The sequence below is a fragment of the Pedobacter psychrotolerans genome (assembly GCF_004340665.1).
Lineage (GTDB): Bacteria > Bacteroidota > Bacteroidia > Sphingobacteriales > Sphingobacteriaceae > Pedobacter > Pedobacter psychrotolerans.
Window position 1 is genome coordinate 1 of sequence record NZ_SLWO01000008.1, and the last position, 23280, is coordinate 23280.

Consider the following 23280-nt stretch of genomic DNA (forward strand, 5'->3'; position numbering starts at 1 on the left):
GTTTTGGCAACAGGACAACCACCCTATAGAATTAAGTACAAATGAAATGATTGATCAAAGATTAAATTATCTGCACGAAAATCCTGTTACCGCTGGTTTAGTTACAGAAGCACAGTATTATAAGTATAGCAGCGCTGTAGATTATTATGAAGAAAGAGAAGGTTTAGTGCCAATAATGTTTATGTAGCGGTTGTATTTCGGTCTGGAGACCTGGCTTTAAAAAAAGGTTTAAGTGATCCTTTGGAACACTTAAACCAGAAGGGATATCTTAACAAAACACTTTAGTACGATAATTTAGTTATTTATGGAAATACAATATTTAGGCTATTTAAGGGATAATCCTGACGCCTTTCCAAATGAAACTGAATATAAATTAACGATTGAGCCAATTTCTTTACAAGAAATAGAGACTTTAGAACAGCTTTACAATAATGGTAATCCTTTTCCTAAAGTATTAAAGGAGCTGTTGTTCTTAGCGGGCTCGCTTTGCTATGTTTTAGATTTTGGAATATTCGATACCCAACAAGAAATGCAGAATGATGTTAGAGAACATATGGCTTCTCAAAACAGAGTTATTTCAAGACCGTTTTATGCCGTTGATGTTTATAATCAAGGTGATCAATTTCTTTTTATTTATTTAGATGAGGGCGAAGATCCTCCTGTTTACGAAGGACTTTATTCTGGTGGAGGCGTTAATTTCCCGGATTGGATTCATTCAGTTTCTGTAAAATCTCTTTCCGAATTAATTAATCATAGAATTGATAGGCAAAAAGCAGGTAGAAATCCATTCTAATGATTTGATATAGATGTATTTAATATATCCCTCGCTTGCACACACGTGTCACTTCCGAAATATAAAATCAAACTTACCTTTGGTTGGTTTTAAATGATGCGGTAATACCACCGACCAAAGGGAAATTGGTTTTTCTCAGGTTATTTCCGATTTTACCCTTGATTAATGTTTTAAATGGTCTATTTTTCCTGAAAACTCATACATAACAATTCACCATTAAGAAATTATTATGACTACTAAAGAAATCTTAAAGCTTTATAAAATCGAAATGATTATAGAGCAAGTTAACGGATATAAAATAAAAAACTTTATAGGTGGTGGCGATATGGAGCCATTTTTTAGCCTTGCCTACGCAACAGCAGACACAGTTGATGAAGATGTTATTCCTGCCATACAACATTTCTTAAATGGCAATATACCACCAATAGATCCTGATTTAGGTGGAATAGGTGCATTAGCAACAATTTATTCTGATGCAGTCCGTTTTCATAATCCATATAATGGAGAAATAGAGCAAACAATACCTTTAGAACATTTTAAAATTATTGCGCTAGCATGGCGTGATTTTTTATTACATTAAGCTTTTTAAACTGTCATGTGGCACGCGTGCGCCGGTGAGGGCAAAATATGTAAATAGGCAATGGAACCTCAGTTGCAACAGTAAAGAGAAAGAATGTCTGTTTTCCTAAAACCTATTGTTATTCTAGAATAAATGAAGAAATGGCATATGTGAACTCAAAAATTAATATTTCTAAACCAGATGTGGTAAATATAAATTCTCAAGATGAGTATTCATTTACTTATAAAGATACAGCCAGTGATTGACATGGTATTGAACTCATTGATCATGGACCAAATTCTAATCCAGAGAACTCTCTTTTGAAAACTGTGTACCCTTAAAATTTTTAGTCTCATGAATATTCAAATTATGAACCAATACGGAATTTCTTTTAATAAAAAAGTTAATGGAGTTATTGAAACAGGCTCAAATTCAATAGAACTAACTAATTACCTCTATTTATATTCAAGATATAAACCATCATTGGAGGAGTTTATATCAGCCATAGATTTAGCACTGAATGGACAGTTTGATTCTATTGATGAAGATGATAAAGTTTGGAGCCAGGAATTGGGCTATGATATGTACATTGGAACCATTTTAGATGAATCGACATTTGAACTTTATTTGGCAGATCATTATGAAGAAACGGTAAAAATATACCCTCTTATTGATGTGCGTGAAATTTTTAATTCTTTATTGGAGTTTATACAATAATCATTTTAGTCGCTATATAGAAACTTATCCCTCGCTGGCGCACGCATGCCGCGTGTAAATATTATTATAACAATTCTTACTGATTTTTTATTAAAGAGAGCATAGTTCTAGTGGTCTCTTTAATAAAGTATAGCAAAAGGAAATCTTTGACAAGTAGCAAAGCCATTTACATCTTTCTAAAGCTTACCCGAATATTTAAAAAACACAATTTTATTTAATGTCAATTTCCTATATTTAAATCAGAATAAAGTCCCGCAATTAAAACCATTATCCCACCAGCTATCCCATGGTAAATGGTTAATTCATCCCGCATTTTTTGAATAAAAAATTAACAGGATTACCAATTAACCTTAATATTTAACCAAAAACACTTTACCATGAGTTTAAGCAACAGGATTTCGATTGAAATCACCACAGAACAGTCTGCAGCCATTGCAGAAGCATTTCAACAATTAAAAACGGTTTTAGCGCCGATGTTAGTGATCAATCTAACTGCTGAAGAGCGCCAATCGACACTTAAAATGGGCGATAAGACCCTTGCCTTTGTAAATAAAACCCTCGATTATGCCTCGCAAAACCCAACTTTGGTTCCTAACTATGTCGATTTAGCCGAAGCCAGGAAAGACAATAAACTTGCTGCCGATATCTATGGTATTTTCCAGCAGCTAAGCATTCTGCTAAGAGCCGTAGAAGATACCGGTATGGTTGTGGGGAGCGAAGCCTATGAAGCTGCTTTGGTAATTTATCATTCTATAAAGGGTGCCAGCCGTTCTGACATCCCTGGTACGCAGGTGATGTATGATGATTTGAAACAACGTTTCCCGGGTCGTGGTAAAAGTATTATAGCGCCAGAACAATAATTCATTTTTTTTAAAAAAAAGCTCATTTTTTGCTATTTAAAAGTACCTCCGAAGACCAATTTGGTGTTCGGAGGTACAAAAAGGGTTCACTAAACCAGAAAGAATATCCCCAAAGATAGAAAAAGGTCACATCGAGCTAGAAATAAGATATTTACAGGTATAAAAAATTCTCTTGCAGCTAGAAAAAATAAGGTTAAAGATATAAAAAGGTGTCTCAGGGCTAGCATAAATAGCCTCAGAGAAAGTAAAAGGTAGGTTGTTTAATGCAGAAATTAGATTTGCTATCATTGGCCGCTGACTGAAATCGTAAAACACCTGTTTACATAAAATATTTGGTCGTAGCTTTTAGTTATGACCTTTTTTAATTAAAAAGACTAATGCTTTTCTGTATCGTTTTAATCATAACTTTATCGTTTCAATATTTATTAATAAATTGATTTTGGAAACGCTATTGCACAATAACAGTGGAGATAAAAAACCGATAACATTTTAATATTATGTAAATAATATGGAAATGCATGTCAGCTTAAGGCTTAAAATGCTGGTATTCCTTTATTAAAAATTACTATTCATGAAACTTAAATTTTTAAAACCAATATTGGCGCTCTTCCTTGGATTATGTGCAACGAAATCGGATGCACAATCAATCACCGAAGAAAAGTATAGACCAGCATTTCACTATTCACCACAGGCACACTGGATGAATGATCCCAATGGGATGGTTTATTATAATGGCGTATATCATCTTTTTTATCAATATTATCCAGGAGGAACAACTTGGGGACCGATGCATTGGGGCCATGCCACTACCCGAGATCTTTTCCATTGGGAAGAGAAGGCAATAGCACTTTATCCGGATAGTTTGGGCGCTATTTTTTCTGGCAGTGCGGTAATTGATAAGGACAATACCGCAGGCTTTGGCAAAAATGCTATGGTAGCCATATTTACGCATCATAACCAAAAAATGGAAGATGCTAAAACTGGTCGCCATCAATACCAAAGCCTGGCTTATAGTAATGATGAAGGGGCAACATGGCAAAAGTACAAGGGCAATCCGGTCTTGCCTAACCCTGGAATAACCGATTTTAGAGACCCAAAGGTGATGTGGTATGAGGCTGGGAAAAAATGGGTGATGACATTGGCTACAAAAGACAGAATTACTTTTTATTCTTCACCAAACTTAAAAGATTGGAAGCGGGAGAGTGAATTTGGTGCAAATTTGGGTGCTCATGGTGGGGTATGGGAATGTCCTGATTTGTTCCCCCTTAAAAGCAATGGAAAAACATTTTGGGTACTTCTGGTGAGTATTAACCCTGGCGGACCAAATAAAGGCTCAGCAACTCAGTATTTTATTGGCAATTTTGATGGAAAGAATTTTGTGCCGAAATCAAAAGCAGTAAAATGGATTGATTATGGAACAGATAATTATGCAGGTGTAACCTGGTCTAATACCGGCAGCAGGAAAATTTTTCTTGGCTGGATGAATAACTGGCAGTATGCTAATCAAGTGCCAACCAAAGCCTGGCGTGGCGCCACAACCATTCCGAGAGAATTAACGCTTATAGACAAGAATGGTGATCTGTTTCTACAATCTTTACCTGTAAAAGAATTTAACCCATTACTTAAACTTGTTTACAGCAAGAAATTTTTATCCGCTAGTAATGAATTGGATTTATCGGTAAACTTTAAACCGTTAAAAGGGAAAGTTAAGCTTAATGTTTCGCTTGAAAATAAGGGAGACTTAAACATTATCCTGTCCAATAGTAAAGGTCAAAAACTGGTAATAGGCTATGATGAAAAGAAAAACAATTATTTCATCGATCGAAGACAATCAGGCGAAACAGGTTTTGAGAAAGGTTTTGCAGCAAAACACGTGGCTCCAAGAATTGCTAACACTACCCAACTAAAACTAAGCTTAATTTTGGATGAGGCTTCAGTAGAGCTTTTTGCAGATGATGGACTGACCGTTATGACGGATATTTTCTTCCCTGAAACACCACTAGAAACACTTAAAATTCAGAAGAAACCTAAAAATAAATCCATCGGTGTTTCCCTCTGGAGTATTGATAAGGATGAGCATTAACCTAGCGAAAAGCAGATAGAGCTCACATCATTAGTGCACTATGGGAAGTAAAATTTATCCTTCATTCCCAACAAACCTAATAATCCACCGGTATGAATAGCCAGGATTTTATCTGTTGGTCGGATTTGATTTTGCTGATGTAAATCTAGAATGGCATAAAACATTTTCGCCGTGTAAACCGGGTCAATCAGCACCCCTGTTTCCTTTGTGAATTTTTTGATAAAGGCCAAAAGTGCTGGTGTGGTTTTTGCGTAGCCACCAAAATGATAATCGGTATGCAAAATTAAATGGTTTGAAATTTCGGTGTACCTGGCGATTTCATCGGCAATAAAACTGCCACCCTTTAAAACCGGAACAACATGGAGTTTAGTGTTTAAACCAGCATCCTGAATGCCCTTCAATAAACCTGCGGCTGTTGTGCCTGTGCCAGCAGCCACAAAAATATGATCGTAAGTTTCGGTGAGTTCTAAGATAATTTCACTACAACCTTGAACCGCTTCTACTGATGCGCCACCCTCATCAATAAAGTAAGTGCTATCATCCGAATCAAAATATTGTTTATATAAATCAACTTTATTTTTATAAGATTCCCTATCTACAAAAATGAGGTTCATTCCATAGAGGGAACAGATTAAAAGCATTTCATTTTTGACTTCTTCACCTCTTACAAAGGCTGTAGCCTGTAAACCAGAACGTGCAGCTGCGGCTGCTGTGGCCACCAGGTGATTAGAGTAAGCACCACCAAAAGTAACCAGGTGATTTTTTTGTTCTGCTTTTGCTTTTTGTAAAATGTATTTGAGTTTACGCCACTTATTACCTGAAATATAGGGATCAATCAGGTCGTCCCTTTTTACATATAAATTGCTGAGCGGATGCAAATCAATTTTTTGAACCGGACTATATATTTTTTCGAACACATGTAAAATTAAAAAACACCTGATGATTTCAGGTGTTTTTTAATTAAATGTTTAGTGCATCTTTTATTGTCCGATGCCAAACCCTACACCAGCATTAACCATGCTGTATTTAGCTTGTGTATAAGATCCGTATAATTTAAAAAATCCAAATTTTAACTGAAAGCCTAAACTGGCTCGAATGCCATCAATATCTGTTCGGTTAACCGAAACCGGATCTACATAGGTTGCTGTGGTTACAGGACTGGTTTCAAAACGATATGTACCCAACGCTTTTAAATTTGTTTTAGAAGTTTGGTAGCCAACACTTGCAAAGGGTGTAAAAAACATAATTTTCTTTGAAACGATGGCATCTATATTAACTCCATTAAATCTGGCATCTATGCGCTGATCGGAATTTGCTTCGTTATTAATATTTAAGTCGAGGTTATATTTGTATTGGGTGAAACCTCCGGCAATGGCAATATCTACTGGGATTAACTGATCTGTTTTTCCTAAGATTAAGGGTAATAATTCAATCTTCGCACCCACACCAATCATAGAAATGCTTCCTAAATCGCTACCCAGTTTAATTTTCGGCATCGCCCTTAATGAGATATCAATGTTTTTAGGAAGGCCTAAAGTTGCCTGAATTTGTGGGGAAGGGACCACATGGAAACCAACACCTTGTGGCAGGCTAAAGAACTTTCCGGTTGGAATGCCATCACTGGTGTAAACTTCCATTCGGCCACCATCCTGATCTTGACCGAAAGCAGTTGGGCCGATTGATGATGCACCTGCTGCGGGTTTAATATTATTTAAACCTAAGGTGTTTACATCGTAAGATCGGTCTGATTGTGGCACAAATGCTGCGGATGCGGAAACCCTGACTTCAAATTTTAAAAAACCTTTTGATTTGGCGGTGTTGCTCCAGCCATCATTCAGGCCTTGACCTAAACCTTTATACAAAGGGTCAAAGTAAGCGTTAATCAGTTTGGTTGCATCTGCCGGACCGGAAACGAATAGGTTTCCAACATCTTTTTGCGCATTTGCCCGAGGTGCGATAGCAAATAGCAAGAAAGCCAAGATGACTTTTACGTAAGGATTTTTCATGGTAGGATGGTTTAGAATGGTTTGTATCACTAAGATAGGCCAGTTTTTTTAATTATAAAATCATTTCGATAATCTTGGGGGTAAAAGTTTATTTTTGCAGGATGGAAAATGTGGTAGAATTGCAGGAATCGGAAGAGCAGGAATTATATGAACACCTTAAAATTATTGTAGATAAAGGGCAATCTTTATTGCGCATCGATAAATTTTTAATGGTTCGTGTAGAAAATGCCTCTAGAAACCGCATTCAGAATGCCATTGATGCCGGCAATGTTTTGGTAAACCAGAAACAGATCAAACCAAGTTATAAGGTTAAACCTCATGATGAGATTTCTATTGTTTTGCCACACCCGCCACGCGATACCGAAATTTATCCGGAAGATATTCCGTTGGATATTATTTATGAAGACAGCGATTTATTGGTGGTCAATAAACAAGCTGGAATGGTGGTACACCCTGGCTTTAATAATTATACCGGAACCCTGGTAAATGCATTGGCTTTCCATTTTGAGCAATTACCACAACTGCCTGGAAATGATGGCCGACCAGGTTTGGTGCACAGAATCGACAAAGATACTTCAGGTTTACTGCTGATCAGTAAGAATGAAAAATCAATTACGCACCTGGCCAGACAGTTTTTTGACCACAGCATCACCAGAAAATACATTGCTTTGGCTTGGGGCGATATTGAAAACGATGGAACCGTAACGGGTTATATTGGCAGAAGTGTGAAAGACAGGAGGGTGATGGATATATATGATGAGGAAGAAAAAGGAAAATGGTCTGTTACGCATTATAAGGTTTTAAAACGCCTGGGATATGTTACCTTAATCAGCTGTGAACTGGAAACGGGGCGTACGCATCAGATTCGTGCACATATGCAACATATTGGGCATCCGCTGTTTAATGATGCGATGTATGGTGGCGATAAGATTTTAAAAGGAACCACGTTTAATAAGTATAAACAATTTGTAGATAATTGCTTTGAATTATTACCAAGGCAGGCGCTACATGCACAAAGTTTGGGTTTTATTCATCCAACAACAAAAGAATATATGCACTTTGAATCGCCATTACCGGCTGATTTTAAAGCTGCTTTAACAAAATGGGAAAATTACATCGTCGCATCATAAAATATGTCTCAAGAGTACCTTTTATTTAATGATGAATTTCATCCCGTTGATGTTCCTGTTTTAACTACTTCCAATAGAGGTTTTAAATTTGGTGATGGGCTTTTTGAAAGCATGCGGATGATCAATCATAAACTTCAATTTGCAGATTTACATGCTGACAGGCTTGCCGCAGGGATGAAAGCACTGAAAATTGATGGTCATGTTTTAATGGATGATTATTTTCTTCGGCAGAAAACTGCAGACCTGGTTAAAAAAAACAGATGGAATGGGAATGTACGTTTCAGGCTTTCCGTTTACCGCCAGGGTGCAGGGGTTTACACGCCAGAAAGTAATAAGTCTGGCTATGTTTTAGAGGGGATTCCATTAAAGGCTACCGACTATGAATTGAATACAAAAGGATTAATCATTGATGTTTTTGATGAAATGACTAAATCCATCAATAAGCTTTCGAATTTCAAAACCTCAAATGCTTTGCTATATGTAATGGCAGGTCTATTTAAGACGCAGAACCGATTAGATGAAGCCATTATTCTAAATCAAAGTGGTTTTTTATGTGAGAGCATCAGCTCAAACATTTTTGTTGTGTATGATAAGCAAATCTATACGCCTGCATTAAATGAAGGTTGTATTAGCGGCGTGATGCGTACCACCGTAATGCAGATTTGCAAAATGAATGATATTCCATTAATTGAAGCGCAGATTAGTCCTGAAATTTTAAAAGAAGCCGAAGAAGTTTTTATTACCAATGCCACGCAAGGCATTCAATGGATTATGGGCTATGGCCGAAAAAGGTATTTTAATGAGTTTTCTAAATACCTGAACGAAAAACTGAATTTACTGTAAATCTGGGCCACATTCTGTGAAACGTGGGGATCTGGTATGGACTCTTCTCGTTAGATAATACTAAATATGCTGACTGATGATCAAATAGCATTCTTTTGTGTTTTTACTCCTTATTCTTAGTAGCAGATATTAACTTTTATATTTTAATCTTAAATATAATACACAAATGGATATAAATTTTTAAGAATAAATATCTATTTTTTTTTACGGTTGTGTATTACTTGTTTGTTTATTTAATTCTTTTTAGTTTTATGGAATATGTATTTTTGAAGCATCATCTCTCCAATAATTACTAATTCTTAAAATCTAAATTAACCAAATGAAGAACACATTTTCTTTTTTAAAGCAGTATGGCCTGGCTTTATCTTTATTATTCATAATAAGTATTCTTATTTATTCTTGCAAAAAGGATAGGGATACACCTGCTGTTTCTTCTTTGACGCTAAGTGAATTGCAATCATGGTATACTTTAAATTCCAAAATGAATTCAGAAAGTCACTTTAAAACCATGAAGCCGAAATGGGAAAGTGTTTTTGTTAATGAACAAGCGGATCAGACTATTTATGAATTAAATCTGGAAAATCCCGATCAAATTTTTCAGGTAGTAAATTCTTCTAATGATGTTAAGGAAGAATCCATTAATAAGAATATCATTAAATTACTCCTATTCAAAAATAAAAATAGCCCAACCATTAATTATGGTGTTTATGTATCTATTCTGAATGAAGGTAATCAAATTAATTTAACCGAACTGCATTATAAGGATATGGATAAGTTGACAGGTAAGGTAATGTATTTTAATTTCGATGGTATCTTTTCTAACGGCTGGAATTATATAGCAGGTAAAGCAATAACTAGCATAACACCTATTAGTGAAACAGCCTATATTAATGCTAAGCTTGATCAATTAAGTGCCCGGCAACTCAATAAGTTCACGGACAAAGAAAGATTGCAGAGAGAAATTTCGGGCGATTGCAATGGTACAATAACAGATTATGGGGTGGCGTGTGCTGGTGTAGAGGGATATATGGAATGTAAAATTTACGAAAAAGGAACATCATTCTTTAGTGGATGTGGCGGAGGAAATGGCACCGTTGGTGGAGGAGGATATACTGGTTCAGGAAGCACAGGAGGTCAGCAAGGTGGAGGGAGTGGTAGTAGTGGGAATAATATCAATAATTTTATTCTTGACAAGGCGACTCAAAATAAGTTCCCTAAGTTTTCAGAACTAATAAAAAAACTTGAAAGTTTTGTAGCTAATGATCAAAAGGTTTTAAATGCTTTAATCCAATGGTCAGGATACAATAAGGAGCAGATTATTGAAAAAGTAAAATTTGGAAATGGGCCAACTATAGTTGTTAAAGAACTAACAGGAAAATATGGTTATTTTGACCGAAACGAAAACCCTAATGTTATAAATATCGATGAAAGTTGGGTTAAAGGTTTGGAATCTGCAAATTTGTTAGAGACTAAACAGGCTACAGGATTTTTCCTTGCAGTAACTGTCTTACATGAATTCGTGCATCAGGCCAGAGCTGCAAATGGTTTGGATAGAAGCTATGAATATGGTTATGGCTTCGAAAATTCCGCCTTTGGATTAAAAATAGAAGATGATGGTATAACCCCTTTTAATTATAGATTTAGACTTTATAAGAAATGAAAAAATTAATCCAATTAACTTTTATCTGGAGCGCTTTCGTTACTATAGGATTATTCGCTTCGTGTTCTAGCATTGATAAAAACAATAATCTAGATGTTCGAGATTCAGTAGCCATAATAAATAGCACATTAAATCATATATTAAAAACAGCTGATCTTCCTAAAGATTATTTTAATCAGCCACTGAAATTAATCGTTCCAAAGGGTTTATCAACAAACGTAAACATTATAGTTAACGGGAAAAAATGTATCCTCTTGCCGAACGGGACATTGCCATCAGAAATTATGAAAAACATGGACATCTTTAAACCTATTCCACTTGTGGAAATTCCGTTATTAAAGAATGAAAATGGTATTATATCGATTGAATTTATTTTAAGATCTACAGGGCATAATTTTTTAATAGAAATGAAAGATAATAAGGAAGGTAAATTCACTATTATTAAATTTCGGGAAAGAACCATTTAATGTTGCAATGGGTGCTAAAATCTAAGATTGATACTAAATCGAACTGATGATGCTATAGGAGATTTCAAAATTAGATAGTTATTCCATCATAGTTTTATATCATTGTAGTATTTTCTACAATCTCATTCCCCTTAAAAAATCCTCAATCAGCATGCGTTTCTTCCCTTCAAACTGAATATCCAGTAGCTTAATAAAACCATCTTTTGTTGCGAATTTTAAATAAGTTTTGCCGTCCGTTAAAAAGCCACCTGTAGCAATTCCTGGTTCTTTTTCTTCGGGCTCTGCTTTAAAAATTTTTAATGTTTTATCATTTAATAGGGTGAAAGCCGTGGGATAAGGACTCAACCCTCTGATGAGATTATGAATCAGTGCGGAAGAATTATTCCAGTCGATCTTACAATCGTCTTTAAATATTTTTGGAGCATGTTTTAATTCATCGCTTTGTGGCTGTGGTTGCTCGGTAAAATCTCCATTCGAGATAGCGGTAACGGTTTTTACCAACAAATTGGCGCCGATTACCATTAATTTATCATGCAATTCTCCGGCAGTTTCATCATCACCAATTGGGGTGCTATCACTCAAAATAATATCACCAGTATCAATTTCATGTGTTAAAAAGAAGGTAGTTACACCACTTTCTTTCTCGCCATTGATGATGGCATGATTAATCGGTGCTGCGCCTCTGTATTGGGGTAACAAAGAGCCATGAAGGTTAATGGTTCCTTTGGGTGGCATATTCCAAACCACTTCCGGAAGCATTCTAAAAGCAACTACCACTTGTAAATCGGCTTGATATGATTTTAGTGCAGCCAAAAATTCAGGATTTTTAAGTTTTTCTGGTTGTAGTACCGGGATGGATTTTTCTACTGCATATTTTTTTACTGCACTTTCATTAATTTTTTGCCCACGTCCGGCAGGTTTATCCGGAGCCGTTACCACTGCAACAATGTCGAAATTGGCCTGAACCAAGGCATCAAGAGAAGCAACTGCAAAATCGGGCGTACCCATAAAAACTATTTTCATACCGTTTGTGTTGTGTTCTAAAATAATGTGATCAGTCACCTTAAGTTTTACAAAATAACTAAAAAATTAATTCATCCTGATAAGTAAAAATGGTACAAGGCGAAGATGTTGTAAAAGCGAGCGGATTAGTTTATGTAACCGATGCCATGTCTGGCATTTACCGAAAAGGCAAACCCGATAAATTTTATTACGAAGATAAAAAGGGAAATAAAATTACTGAAGAACGTCACCTCGACCGGATCAAAGCGCTCGTTATTCCACCAGCCTGGCAAAACGTATGGATTGCCAATAAACCTAATGCCTATTTGCAGGTAACGGGTATTGATGCTGCAGGCAGAAAACAATATCGTTACCATACTAAGTGGACAAGCCGACGTTCAGAAGATAAATATTACAGACTTTATGAATTTGGGAAAGTATTGCCCGAAGCTCGGAAACAGATTGTAAAAGACCTTAAGCGTAAGGAACTGGATGAGCGAAAAGTGCTTGCCATTTCGGTTGATGTTCTGCAAAAGTCGTTAATAAGGGTGGGTAATGAGAATTATAAGCAACTGTATGGCTCATTTGGTTTAAGTACCTTACGGGATAAGCATGTTAAAATTGAAGGCAGCAAAATTAATATTGATTTTATTGGTAAAAAAGGGGTGAGGCAAACCTTGGTATTAAACGATAGAAGTTTAGCCAAGCTGGTTAAAAAATGTCGTGATATACCTGGGCAAGACCTTTTTCAATATTACACAGATGGTAAAGAACACCGGGGTATAGATTCTGGTAAAATCAATAACTACATCAGAGAAATCACTCAGAATGATTTCACGGCAAAAGATTTCAGGACCTGGGGCGGTACATTAGAAGCCCTTCGCCAGTTTGCAAAATGCTCAGTAGATGTTAATGTAGAATTAAATACGAAGAAAACGGTGATTAATGTTTTGGATTGCGTAGCTAAAAAATTAGGCAATACCAGAGCGGTTTGTAAAAGCTCATATGTATATCCGCTATTGATTACAGCTTATGAAAATAATGAGCTGGTGAGGTATATGAAAAAAATGAATAACAATAAAACGGTCGGTAAATTAGGACTTGAGCATGATGAAAAAGTATTGCTTTCATTCCTAAAAGCAACTGGTAGCAAGTAAAAGCTCAATTTTATTAATAGTCTGAACTTACTAAATTGAAAAAAGGCAAAATCAGCGGCGATTTTTATGAAATCACCGCTGATGATTAATCTTCTTTAGGTGCTTTTTTGATCGGGTGAACGGGTTGTTCTTCGTTTTCCCTTTGTGCAGCAGGATCATCTGTTTTAACAGGTTTGTTCGGTGTGCTGTCATCAGGTTTCCGAACCGTTTGATGATCAACCGGTTTGCGTCCTTTTGGCACTTCCTCTTTATAGTTACTTCCTGGCTTATCGCTCGTTTCTTTAGATCCGCTCATAATTTTAATGTTTGAGTAATTGAATTTTGAATGATTGAATTTTAATTGATTGAATAATTTAAGGGGAATGCTTAAAATAGTTCATTAAAATAACAAAGCTTAATCTGTATTGTTTAGTTCTATCGGTCAGAATGCGAAACTGTAACTCCTTCACTCATTCAAAATTCACTCCTTAATTATAAAGCAGGTATTTCAGACGCATTTTTTTATAAGCACTTAATCCTGGTTCCCAACTGACCCTGATTTCTTTTTCACTTTTTCCTTCGATTACCTGTTGTCTGAAATCAGCAACTCCAACCAAACGTTCAATTACACCCATTTCCTTGCTTAATTTGGTGTTGAAAAAATCTGCCTTTTGTGGCGAGGCATTATAAAGTTCAATTAACCAAGAAATATTAACTTGTTTAGACTTCCTTAATTCAGCAGGATCATAATTTCTTAAATCCAAACCATAGCAAACCTGGTTTTGAAATAATGGGGTTTCCGACATTCCTTTAATGCTCTTCGGTGTGAAGCTGAATTTAAATTTATCTTTTAAATATGGTGCCCCAACAATGGTAAAAGGAAACATCGTACCGCGACCATGATTTAAATAAGTGCCTTCAAATAAACATGTTGAAGGATAAAGCAATATGGCTTGTTGCGTATTTAAATTTGGAGAGGGTTTAACGGGTAAAACATATTCCATCTCATGATCATAATTCAGGTTTTTAATCACGGTGATTTTGCATTTTACTTTATTTTTCAACCAGCCTTCGCCATTCAGCATTTGTGCATACTCACCCACTGTTAAGCCATGTGCAATGGGAATAGGCTGTACGCCAATGCCCGATTTAAATTTAGGATCTAAAATAGGGCCATCAATTAAGTATCCGTTCGGATTCGGGCGGTCTAATATGATTAATTCTTTATTGTTAGCTGCACAAGCCTCCATTACGTTTTGAAGCGTATTAATGTAAGTGTAAAAACGAACACCAACATCCTGAATATCAAAAACCATGATGTCGATGTCAGCCAAATCTTCAGCGGTGGGTGTGCTGTGTTTTCCATAAAGCGACACGGCTTTGATCCCTGTTTTGGTATCTACTGCATCATCCACTTTAACACCAGCACTTGCATCTCCTCTGAAGCCATGCTCGGGGCCGAATATTTTCTGAATTTTTACGCCCTGTTTAAGTAAACTATCCACAACAGTTTGTGTGCCGATCACTGATGTGGGATTAACGACCATGCCCACACGTTTTCCTTTTAAAAGCGGTAAATATTTTTCCGTTTGCTCGGCTCCGGTTTTAATCTCACTGGTATCAGGGATGTTTATGTTCCTGATGGTGGTTTTTTTATTCACTTTCACCTTGCCAAAGTCATCTTCTATTGATTTCGGTTGACTGCAGGCGGATAGTGCAATTAAGCTCGTAAAAGCAAGACAGATATATCTTTTCATTTTATATGTACTTTTTAGATTATTCGAAAGGTTATTTTTTGAGCATTAATCTAATGCATTTTATGCAAGATAAATTATTCTCAACAGAGATAAAGGTAAATCATTAAAACAATCCTTCATTTTATTGATTTACTTATCGGTGAACGGCTATAATATTCCAAATATATGCCATTTTTAAAAAGGATTTAAGCATTTTTGCTGTTACAAAATTATCAAAATTGAATTTCGAATATTTCATAGCCAGCCGTATAGCCATTAAATCAGAGCGAACTTTTTCAAAGTTAATTGTACGCATTGCTATTGCAGGTGTGATGCTTAGCCTGGCTGTCATGATCTTGTCTATTGCCATCATAAAAGGTTTTAAAACCGAAATTCAGGATAAGGTGAGGGGCTATCTTGGTGATGTACAGATTACCCGATATGATCTGAATAATTCCTTTGAGCATTCGCCATTTGTGTTAGATGCAGAAACAAAAAAACAATTAAAGGATAATCCTGAAATCGATTTTTATTATCCTTTTGCCACCAAACCTGCTATTCTTTCTGCCAATAATGAAATTGAAGGGATTAACTTTAAGGGGGTAGATAAAAATTACAACTGGAATTATATTAAACAGCATATCATTAGCGGTACCATCATCGATTTTTCGGATAGTACTGCTGCCATGCAGGAATTGCTCATTTCCAATTATACGGCCAACAGGTTAAAACTTAAAACCGGAGATGATTTTATCATGTACTTTGTACAAAACCAGTTAAGACCCAGGAAATTTAAAATAGTTGGCGTTTATGATATTGGTGTTGAAGATATAGACAAAGGATTTGTACTTGGAAACCTGAATATTATTAAGCGGTTAAACAACTGGAAACCAGATGAAATTGGTGGCGTTGAAATCAGAATTAAAGATTTTAACAAGTTAAAGTCCGTTGCTGATGGAATTTTTGAGGAATTACCTCAAAATCTCAGGTCATTTTCCATTAAAGAAAATTTCCCGAACATATTTACCTGGTTGGGTTTGCTGGATGTAAATACCAGGGTGTTGCTTATTCTAATGTTGATTGTTGGGGTAATTAATATGGTTACTGCATTATTGATTATGATTTTAGAACGCACCAATATGATTGGTATGCTTAAATCTTTCGGTGCCAGTAATTGGTCGATTATGAAAATATTTTTGTTTAATTCGGCTTATTTAATTGGAATTGGCTTATTGCTGGGTAATATACTTGGGTTAGGTCTGGGCTTTTTTCAACAATCGACTCATATTTTTAAGCTTAATCAGGCATCTTACTTTTTGGCCTATGCGCCTATCGAGTTTCATTTTATTGATGTAGTGGCGTTGAACCTGGTAACTATAGTGGTGTGTTTGGCAGTATTAATCATTCCGTCTTTACTCATTAGTAAAGTATCTCCATTAAAAGCCATCAGGTTTAAATAATCAAGATGCTTCCGCTTTAATTTCGAAATTAGTACAAAAAATTAATGCGGCAATGAAATCATCGCCGCATTAATTATCATTATAACTAATTGCCATTTGAGCTTCGCTCCATCCAGAGTGAATACTCAGGCTTTAACTAACCATTCCAAAATTGGAATAGCACTAAGAATTAAGATTTTTTATAAAATATAGTAAGAACCTACTGATGCCAGTTCTGTCTGTGGTTTATCTTCATATAGCTGATCATCATTCAGCATTTGCAGCAAATCTCTTTCTATGTTTCTGCATATGGTTGTTGTTGGCGTATCTGTAGGCTTATTTTCAAAAGGATCCTGAAGATGAACGGCCATTTTTTCTACCAGTAAAAAGAACGCTGCAATGGCGACAACCAGTGGTACTTCCATGTATCCAAAATATTCTATTAACCCAAAAGGTAATAACACGATAAATAGATGGATAGACATGTTGATGTATTTACTATAGGTTACTGGGAAAACGGTATTTTTAATCCGCTCAGAGCCGCCCATGTGGTTACATAACGCCGTAATTGATTTATCAATTTCAATCTGCTGATACTTGTTAATCCAGCCTTCACTAAGTGCTTTTTTCAAATCCATGCCATGCAACTCCAATAAAGAGGTGGTTACATTTCTGCGTTTTTTGATAAACGCAAGCTCTTCTGCACTTAAATATTCTTCCAATCCTTTACGGGCATTAAAGCCTCTAAGTGATTGACTTAGCGAATAACACCAGCCAATTTGTCTTTTAATAAAACGCTGTTTAAATGTTTCCACTTCATCTAAACCATATGGGTTTTCTACAAAGGATAAAATCTGACGGGATATAGACCTGGAATCGTTTACAATGGCGCCCCAAAGTGTACGTGCTTCCCACCATCGGTCATAAGCCTGGTTTGACCGGAAAGCCAGGAGCAGGGAAATGATGGTTCCGAGTAGGGCCGGTACGGCCACTGGAATGGAAATGCGGGTAACATGGAAATTTTGATAAAGCACAACAATGCCTACAGAATAACTGATCACAAAAAGTAGTTCTGATTTGATCTTTCCAAAGATGTATGTGAGCGGAATGTTATTTCGTAGTAGCATAATAAATGGTCTTTGTTCGTGAATAATTAAGCATTAAACTCTTGTAAGTGTGCTTCAGGGATACGGGTTTCTATCAGGTTTTCCTGAACATGAAGTTTCATGATGTTTAAATAAAGTACTTCGCAACCTGATCGTTCTGTTAAAAACTTCGGATCAATGCTGTATTTATTTAATGCGATAAAATTATACTCCTTAGGGTAAGCGATATAGGAAACATCAAATGCTTCTATAAAATTTTTAAAGGCTGATACGGTACTTCCATAAAAATATTCAATTCCGATGGCATTAATGTGATTTGGATACCGTTTCTTATAAGCTTCTAATTTTTGATAAAAGTCATCACTTACATTTTCATAATCGCGACTCCGGCGACTTAACATCAGCATGTCTGTAATTGAATCTGATAACTTGAAGGCATGTAAAAATATAATGTTCAAGATCTCATTAGGCTGTGCTTGTACAAGCGCATCAATAATCTTGGTGCTTTCTAAGTTGAAGTCGGTGGGTACTAATACTGTTTTCATTGCTCACTTGATTAAATAGATGAATAATTAATACAAGTTTAGGCCAATGTTATTATAGCCAGATAAGAATGAGATTAGAATACCATTAGAATTGTGATGGTAGGTGAAGTGTGAACGCAAATATAGAAAATATTGTACTATACGCTAATTAAAGGCAACATTATTTTAATTTCAGTTCCAATTCCTTCTTGTGATTTGATCGAGATACTGCCTCTGTGGAGCCGAATAATATTCAATGATAATGGTAAGCCCACGCCATAACCTTTGTAATCATTGGTGTTTGATGCACGGTAGAAAGGTTCAAAAATATGCTGAATATCTGTTTGGGGAATGCCAATACCCCTGTCAGTTACAGCGATGGAGAGTGTTTTGCCTGTACTTTCAATTCCAATACTGACTAAATTTTCGTTGGAATATTTGCAGGCATTACTCACTACATTGGATATAGCCAGTTTAATTAAATTCTTATTGACTTTTAAAGTCAGCAACGCTTCATCTTCCGGTAATTTACTGAAGTCGATTTGAATATTACTATTGGGATATACCTGGTTCACTGATCCTTTAATTTCCCAGAGCAATTCATCCATCCGCACTTCTTCCCAAGGTTGATTTTTACCATTAAAACCAGATTGTGCGAGGCCAAGTAAACTGGTTAAAATATGTTCCAGCCTTTCTGCTTCATCTTTTATTCTGGATAGTGCCTTATGCTGATGATGCAGTTCCTGATTTGGTTTCATGGCCAGTTCTACCTCAGCACTAATTACCGTTAAGGGTGTTCGAAGCTCATGTGATGCATTACTGATGAAGTTATTTTGAGTTTCGAAGGCCGTTTCCAGTCGGTTCAACATATTGTTAAAGGTTTGTGCGAGTTGCGACATTTCATCACTTCCTTTTTTAACGTCCAGGCGCATGTGCAAATTTTCGGCTTTAATTTTTTTTACACTTTTGATGATGTTTCTGAGTGGGGTAAGCATATAATCAGAAAACTTCCAGCCCACTACAAAGGAGAGGATTATGGAAAGGAAGAAGCCAATAATCAGGATTTTTTGCAAGTCTTCCAGTTCCCTGAACCCAAAAGGATCATTTGCTGAAATGATTACGATGTAGCCACCCTTAGAAGTTTTAAAGTATTTTCCGGCATAAAAATGATTTTCGAAACGATAGCGGGCCATTAAACCCGCATCAATCTTCTTATAAAAACTCTTTGGCAATTCTCGATCTAATTGCGAAGTGGTTTTTTTGGGATCAATAATAAATTCTCGTTCAGATGGAAGACGCTCCAGGTATTGATTGCGCATTTTGGCATAAACACTGTTATTATCATCTTCATACAATTTAATTTGTGCCGCAATATTAACCCTGGCCTCTAAGCGCTTGTAAAAATCTTCAAAGGCGAACTCATTTGAAAAATACCACACAAAACCACTTAATAAAGAAATGATTACCGCCGATAAGATGGCGAAAAGTAAAGTGATTTTTTGGGCGATTTTCATTATTTCTCTTTTAAAACATAGCCTAGGCCAACAGCGGTATGTATGAGTTTTTGATCTGCGTTTTTATCGATTTTTTTGCGCAGATAGTTCACATAAACATCCACTACGTTGGTGCCGAGATTGAAATCAATATCCCAAACGTTTTCAAGGATATCAATTCGTGATAGAATTTTGCCTTTATTTTTAGCCATGTATTCTAATAGGCGATATTCGGTTGCAGTGAGTACAATGTCGGTTTTGTTGCGGTTAATGGTTTTTGCGCTGAGGTTGATTTGTAAATCAGCAATGCTGATAATCTGATCGAGGTTAACTGTTCCGTGATAACGCCTCAAAAGCATTCTGATTCTGGCAAAAAGTTCGGCAAATTTAAATGGTTTGATCAGGTAATCATCAGCGCCATTGTCTAACCCATTAACTACATTTTCAGTAGTGCCTAAAGCGGTAAGCATGATTATTGGTGTAGTGGGTTTAAGAGCTTTAATGATTTTACAAAGCTCAAGACCGTTTATGCCGGGTAACATGATGTCCAGAATAATCAAATCGAAATGATTTTCGATAGCCATTTGTTTACCAATTAAGCCGTCGGGAGCAATACTCACTGTAAAGCCTTCATCTGTTAAACCTCTTGAAATTACCGAAACCACATTTGGCTCATCTTCTACTACTAATAAATTCATTTAGGGCAAAATAATTGTAAAAATTGCGGATTTACAAAATCTAAATTCACGTAATTTTCCAATATAATTGTTTTCAATGAAAGGAAGGCATAATTATTTGCAGTTTTCGCTTAAACGGTTACAGAAAGCCCTCGATTCAACCATCCTTTAGTTTTTGCTTAGATTTAAATCAGGAAAATTGATCAAATGCCTTTTTCTGATTGTTCTTTTAAAGATTTTAATCCGTTTTCGAAATCTTTTCCAATCATGTTATTCATACTCACGAAAACACACATCCATTTACTGATCATATTATGGTCTCCACTCATTGTCCAGGTTACTTTGTTGCCATTTCCTTCTGGTGTGATCTCGAATTTAGTATCGGCAACACTCTCAAAAGGCTCGAAAAATTTAAGTTCCATATCAACCAGTCTATTTGGTGTAACAGTTAAGATTTTCATGTAACCTGATCCAGTCTCTTTACCCTTCCATTCGTATAGGTGATTTGGTAACATAGGTTTTCCGGAAAACTTTACTTTTGCTGATGGTTCCATTTTTGCCCATGGATTCCATTTATAGAATTCATTAAAATCGGCAATGTTTTTATAAATGAGTTGATCAGGTGCATTGATCATTGTAGAGCGGTTTACCGTGTAGTTTTTTGGAAGGAAGAACGAACCTACCACGAATACAATCGCCAGTGCGAGGATAATGCCAATCAGGATTTTTAAGAATTTCATATTGAGTTTATTTGGTTAAATAAATTTAATATAAAATGCTCAAAATCAAAGTGTTTTAAACGATGTTAATTTTTGATTGAGGAGAATTAATTTTGAAATGCATTAAATCAGCAATAGATTGTGCTTTTTGCTTAATTGTTTCTGCATTTTCGCCGGCGAATAATTCATCTACGGTATTAAAGAAAATCATCTTCCAGGTCTTAAATTCTTCTTCTTTCAGCGGCGCGTGTTGATTTAAAGAGAAGTGCGTCAACATGGGGTTGCCTTTATAAATGGCTTTGCCAAAGAGAATGCTTTCCCAGAAATCGTACATTTTAGGCAAATGGTGAGACCAGTTTACATTTGCTATTTGGGTAAAAATAGGGCCAATGGTTTGGTTATCTTGTACTTTACTGTAAAAACAATCAACTAAAAGGATAATGTCAGCTCTGTTTTCAATGTCTTTCATAATGCCAATTCTGCTTTAACAAATATCCTTATAACATGACGTTTAAAAAGTGATGACCATCATTATTGCATTAGCTATTTGTAAAGCCTCATTAAAAGTTTACTGTAGTGAATAACAGCTTTATATTGCATCAGGATATCACCGCCAATAATGCCAACGATAGGTGGATGCCCAAATTGCTGGTAAGTTTCACTAACCGATTGCAAATCGAAGGCAACTGTTTCGTAGTTTTTTATTTTTAAGGCACCAATTTTAACTTCGGGGATAGTTGCTTGTATAGTTGTAGTGGTGGTAAAGAGCGTTGCGGCATTTATTTCTTCTGACACCTGAAGTGTCTCGGAGAGGTGTTTTTCAATGATGGCTTTATCAAATACACTTCTGGATGCACCTGTATCTAATACTGCGAAATGCGTTTCGTTAAAAACAATAATTTCCACCAGAAGGTGGAAACCATCATCTTGTAGGTTTATAAGTTTAAGTGGTATGGATATAGATTTCATTTACGATTTTTACCATATAAGACGTATAAGGCTCCTTTAAGTAAGTTGAATTAAATAGTTAAAGGTTTCTCAGGTGGTTAATATGTTTTTTACCATATAAGACATGTAAGTTCATTTAAGTAAGTTGAACTAAATAGTCAAATTCTCAGTTGTTTAATATGTTTTTTACCATATAAGACATGTAAGCTCATTAAGTAAATTGAAATAAATAATTAAAGCCTCAGGTGGTTAATATGTTTTACAAGATAAGACATATGAGTCCATTTAAGTAAATTGAATTAATATACTCTCTAGTTGTTAAAATGATTAATTCAAGGGTTATACCAATTTCATTTCTGCTAATACACTATTCATATTTCTAACAGCTTCTGCGCTTTTATTAAATGCAGCTTGTTCGGTTTCCGTCAATTTAAAATCAATAATTTTTTCCCAGCCGTTGCGTCCGATAATTACCGGGACACCCAGGCAAATATCATGTTGTCCATACTCGCCTTCTAAAGAAACACAGCAGGTAAATAGTTTTTTCTCATCGCGAACAATGGCTTCTACTAAAGCTGCGCCTGCTGCACCGGGAGCATACCATGCTGAAGTGCCAATTAATCCGGTTAGTGTTGCGCCACCAATCATGGTATCAGCCGCCACTTGATCAAGCGTAGCTTGATCTAATAAATTACTGACAGGTAAGCTTTGGTAAGTCGCCAGACGGGTTAAAGGGATCATCGTTGTATCACCGTGACCACCAATTACGAAGCCTTGTAAATCATTCGGGTTGCAATCTAGTGCCTGCGACAAATAAAATTTGAAACGGGAGCTATCTAAAGTTCCACCCATGCCGATGATTCGGTTCTTAGGTAATCCTAAAGATTTTAATGCCAGATACGTCATTGTATCCATTGGATTACTGATCACAATAATAATTGCTTTGGGAGAAAATTTTAGGATGTTTTCTGCCACACCTTTTACAATGCCTGCATTAATTCCAATTAAATCTTCACGGGTCATTCCAGGTTTACGAGGCAATCCTGAAGTAATCACTACCACATCCGAACCAGCCGTTTTACTGTAATCATTAGTTACACCGCTGATTTTTGTATCGAAACCCAACAGCGTAGCCGTTTGCATCATGTCTATTGCTTTACCTTCGGCAAAACCTTCTTTGATATCCAGTAAAACGAGTTCGTTTGCTAATTCCCTGCGGGCAATATTATCTGCACAGGTAGCACCAACAGCGCCTGCACCTACAACCGTTACTTTCATATAGCTATATTTTAATGGTTTGCTTAAATATTAATCGAAGGTAGAAATAAATATAAGGTTAAAGAATCCTTTTATATAACTTTATTATGCCAAACCTGATCGGT

At 36.0% G+C, this 23280-nt stretch carries 24 protein-coding genes and 1 pseudogene; 12 read left to right on the forward strand and 13 right to left on the reverse strand.

Annotated features, from left to right (window positions below):
* The 6 genes and pseudogenes from EV200_RS21810 to EV200_RS18270 all read left to right on the forward strand — a co-directional run.
* Positions 1–187, forward strand: a pseudogene (locus EV200_RS21810) (REP-associated tyrosine transposase); the annotation flags it as partial.
* Positions 188–304: 117 nt separating this feature from the next.
* Positions 305–793, forward strand: a complete 489-nt coding sequence (locus EV200_RS18250) for an SMI1/KNR4 family protein (RefSeq protein WP_132535262.1) — start codon at positions 305–307, stop codon at positions 791–793.
* Between the two features lie 229 nt (positions 794–1022).
* Positions 1023–1373 (forward strand): hypothetical protein, encoded by a 351-nt coding sequence (locus tag EV200_RS18255; RefSeq protein ID WP_132535264.1) that lies wholly within the window; start codon positions 1023–1025, stop codon positions 1371–1373.
* 333 nt (positions 1374–1706) lie between these two features.
* Positions 1707–2069: a hypothetical protein gene (locus EV200_RS18260; RefSeq protein WP_132535266.1), complete on the forward strand. Its 363-nt coding sequence runs from the start codon at positions 1707–1709 to the stop codon at positions 2067–2069.
* A gap of 377 nt (positions 2070–2446) precedes the next feature.
* A complete protein-coding gene (locus EV200_RS18265) occupies positions 2447–2929 on the forward strand; it encodes a hypothetical protein (protein ID WP_132535268.1) in 483 nt (160 codons plus the stop codon).
* 571 nt (positions 2930–3500) lie between these two features.
* Entirely contained in the window at positions 3501–5012 is a 1512-nt protein-coding gene (locus EV200_RS18270; protein ID WP_132535270.1) for a glycoside hydrolase family 32 protein, read from the forward strand.
* A gap of 38 nt (positions 5013–5050) precedes the next feature.
* Here the strand turns inward: EV200_RS18270 and EV200_RS18275 are convergent, their stop codons facing one another.
* A complete protein-coding gene (locus EV200_RS18275; RefSeq protein WP_165877971.1) occupies positions 5051–5929 on the reverse strand; it encodes a 1-aminocyclopropane-1-carboxylate deaminase/D-cysteine desulfhydrase in 879 nt (292 codons plus the stop codon).
* 63 nt (positions 5930–5992) lie between these two features.
* The gene (locus EV200_RS18280; protein WP_132535272.1) at positions 5993–7018 is read right to left on the reverse strand and encodes a DUF6588 family protein; all 1026 of its coding nucleotides are present in this window, start codon (positions 7016–7018) and stop codon (positions 5993–5995) included.
* Positions 7019–7119: 101 nt separating this feature from the next.
* Here EV200_RS18280 and EV200_RS18285 point away from each other — a divergent pair, with 101 nt between their 5' ends.
* From EV200_RS18285 to EV200_RS18300, 4 genes are all read left to right on the forward strand, one after another.
* Complete coding sequence (locus EV200_RS18285; protein WP_132535274.1) at positions 7120–8148, forward strand: RluA family pseudouridine synthase; 1029 nt, start codon at positions 7120–7122, stop codon at positions 8146–8148.
* Positions 8149–8151: 3 nt separating this feature from the next.
* Positions 8152–8991 carry an aminotransferase class IV gene (locus EV200_RS18290; protein ID WP_132535276.1) on the forward strand — a complete coding sequence of 280 codons (840 nt, stop codon included), beginning with the start codon at positions 8152–8154 and terminating at the stop codon, positions 8989–8991.
* Positions 8992–9472: 481 nt separating this feature from the next.
* Entirely contained in the window at positions 9473–10651 is a 1179-nt protein-coding gene (locus EV200_RS18295) for a hypothetical protein (protein ID WP_132535278.1), read from the forward strand.
* On the forward strand, positions 10648–11118 hold the full coding sequence (locus EV200_RS18300) for a hypothetical protein (protein ID WP_132535280.1): 471 nt from the start codon (positions 10648–10650) through the stop codon (positions 11116–11118). The genes EV200_RS18295 and EV200_RS18300 overlap by 4 nt, the downstream gene beginning before the upstream one ends.
* A gap of 114 nt (positions 11119–11232) precedes the next feature.
* Here the strand turns inward: EV200_RS18300 and fmt are convergent, their stop codons facing one another.
* A complete protein-coding gene (gene fmt, locus EV200_RS18305) occupies positions 11233–12141 on the reverse strand; it encodes a methionyl-tRNA formyltransferase (RefSeq protein WP_132535282.1) in 909 nt (302 codons plus the stop codon).
* Positions 12142–12230: 89 nt separating this feature from the next.
* On the opposite strand from fmt, the gene EV200_RS18310 reads away from it, so the two are divergent.
* On the forward strand, positions 12231–13277 hold the full coding sequence (locus EV200_RS18310; protein WP_132535284.1) for a DNA topoisomerase IB: 1047 nt from the start codon (positions 12231–12233) through the stop codon (positions 13275–13277).
* 85 nt (positions 13278–13362) lie between these two features.
* On the opposite strand, the gene EV200_RS18315 is transcribed toward EV200_RS18310, so the two are convergent.
* Both EV200_RS18315 and EV200_RS18320 read right to left on the reverse strand, forming a co-directional pair.
* Positions 13363–13572 carry a hypothetical protein gene (locus EV200_RS18315; RefSeq protein WP_132535286.1) on the reverse strand — a complete coding sequence of 70 codons (210 nt, stop codon included), beginning with the start codon at positions 13570–13572 and terminating at the stop codon, positions 13363–13365.
* Between the two features lie 172 nt (positions 13573–13744).
* Complete coding sequence (locus EV200_RS18320; protein ID WP_132535288.1) at positions 13745–15013, reverse strand: exo-beta-N-acetylmuramidase NamZ family protein; 1269 nt, start codon at positions 15011–15013, stop codon at positions 13745–13747.
* Positions 15014–15231: 218 nt separating this feature from the next.
* Here EV200_RS18320 and EV200_RS18325 point away from each other — a divergent pair, with 218 nt between their 5' ends.
* On the forward strand, positions 15232–16452 hold the full coding sequence (locus EV200_RS18325) for an ABC transporter permease (protein ID WP_132535290.1): 1221 nt from the start codon (positions 15232–15234) through the stop codon (positions 16450–16452).
* 179 nt (positions 16453–16631) lie between these two features.
* Here the strand turns inward: EV200_RS18325 and EV200_RS18330 are convergent, their stop codons facing one another.
* From EV200_RS18330 to mdh, 8 genes are all read right to left on the reverse strand, one after another.
* Entirely contained in the window at positions 16632–17558 is a 927-nt protein-coding gene (locus EV200_RS18330) for a bestrophin family protein (protein WP_132535292.1), read from the reverse strand.
* A gap of 26 nt (positions 17559–17584) precedes the next feature.
* Positions 17585–18082: a hypothetical protein gene (locus EV200_RS18335; RefSeq protein WP_132535294.1), complete on the reverse strand. Its 498-nt coding sequence runs from the start codon at positions 18080–18082 to the stop codon at positions 17585–17587.
* Positions 18083–18219: 137 nt separating this feature from the next.
* Positions 18220–19575, reverse strand: coding sequence for a sensor histidine kinase (locus EV200_RS18340; RefSeq protein ID WP_132535296.1), 1356 nt, complete (start codon positions 19573–19575; stop codon positions 18220–18222).
* Positions 19575–20252, reverse strand: coding sequence for a response regulator transcription factor (locus EV200_RS18345; protein ID WP_132535298.1), 678 nt, complete (start codon positions 20250–20252; stop codon positions 19575–19577). The genes EV200_RS18340 and EV200_RS18345 overlap by 1 nt, the downstream gene beginning before the upstream one ends.
* 182 nt (positions 20253–20434) lie before the next feature.
* Entirely contained in the window at positions 20435–20971 is a 537-nt protein-coding gene (locus tag EV200_RS18350; protein ID WP_132535300.1) for an SRPBCC family protein, read from the reverse strand.
* A 55-nt stretch (positions 20972–21026) separates the two neighbouring features.
* The gene (locus EV200_RS18355) at positions 21027–21419 is read right to left on the reverse strand and encodes a group III truncated hemoglobin (protein WP_132535302.1); all 393 of its coding nucleotides are present in this window, start codon (positions 21417–21419) and stop codon (positions 21027–21029) included.
* Between the two features lie 74 nt (positions 21420–21493).
* Positions 21494–21919, reverse strand: a complete 426-nt coding sequence (locus EV200_RS18360) for an aspartyl protease family protein (RefSeq protein ID WP_132535304.1) — start codon at positions 21917–21919, stop codon at positions 21494–21496.
* 318 nt (positions 21920–22237) lie between these two features.
* A complete protein-coding gene (mdh, locus tag EV200_RS18365; RefSeq protein WP_132535306.1) occupies positions 22238–23176 on the reverse strand; it encodes a malate dehydrogenase in 939 nt (312 codons plus the stop codon).
* Positions 23177–23280: the final 104 nt, after the last annotated feature.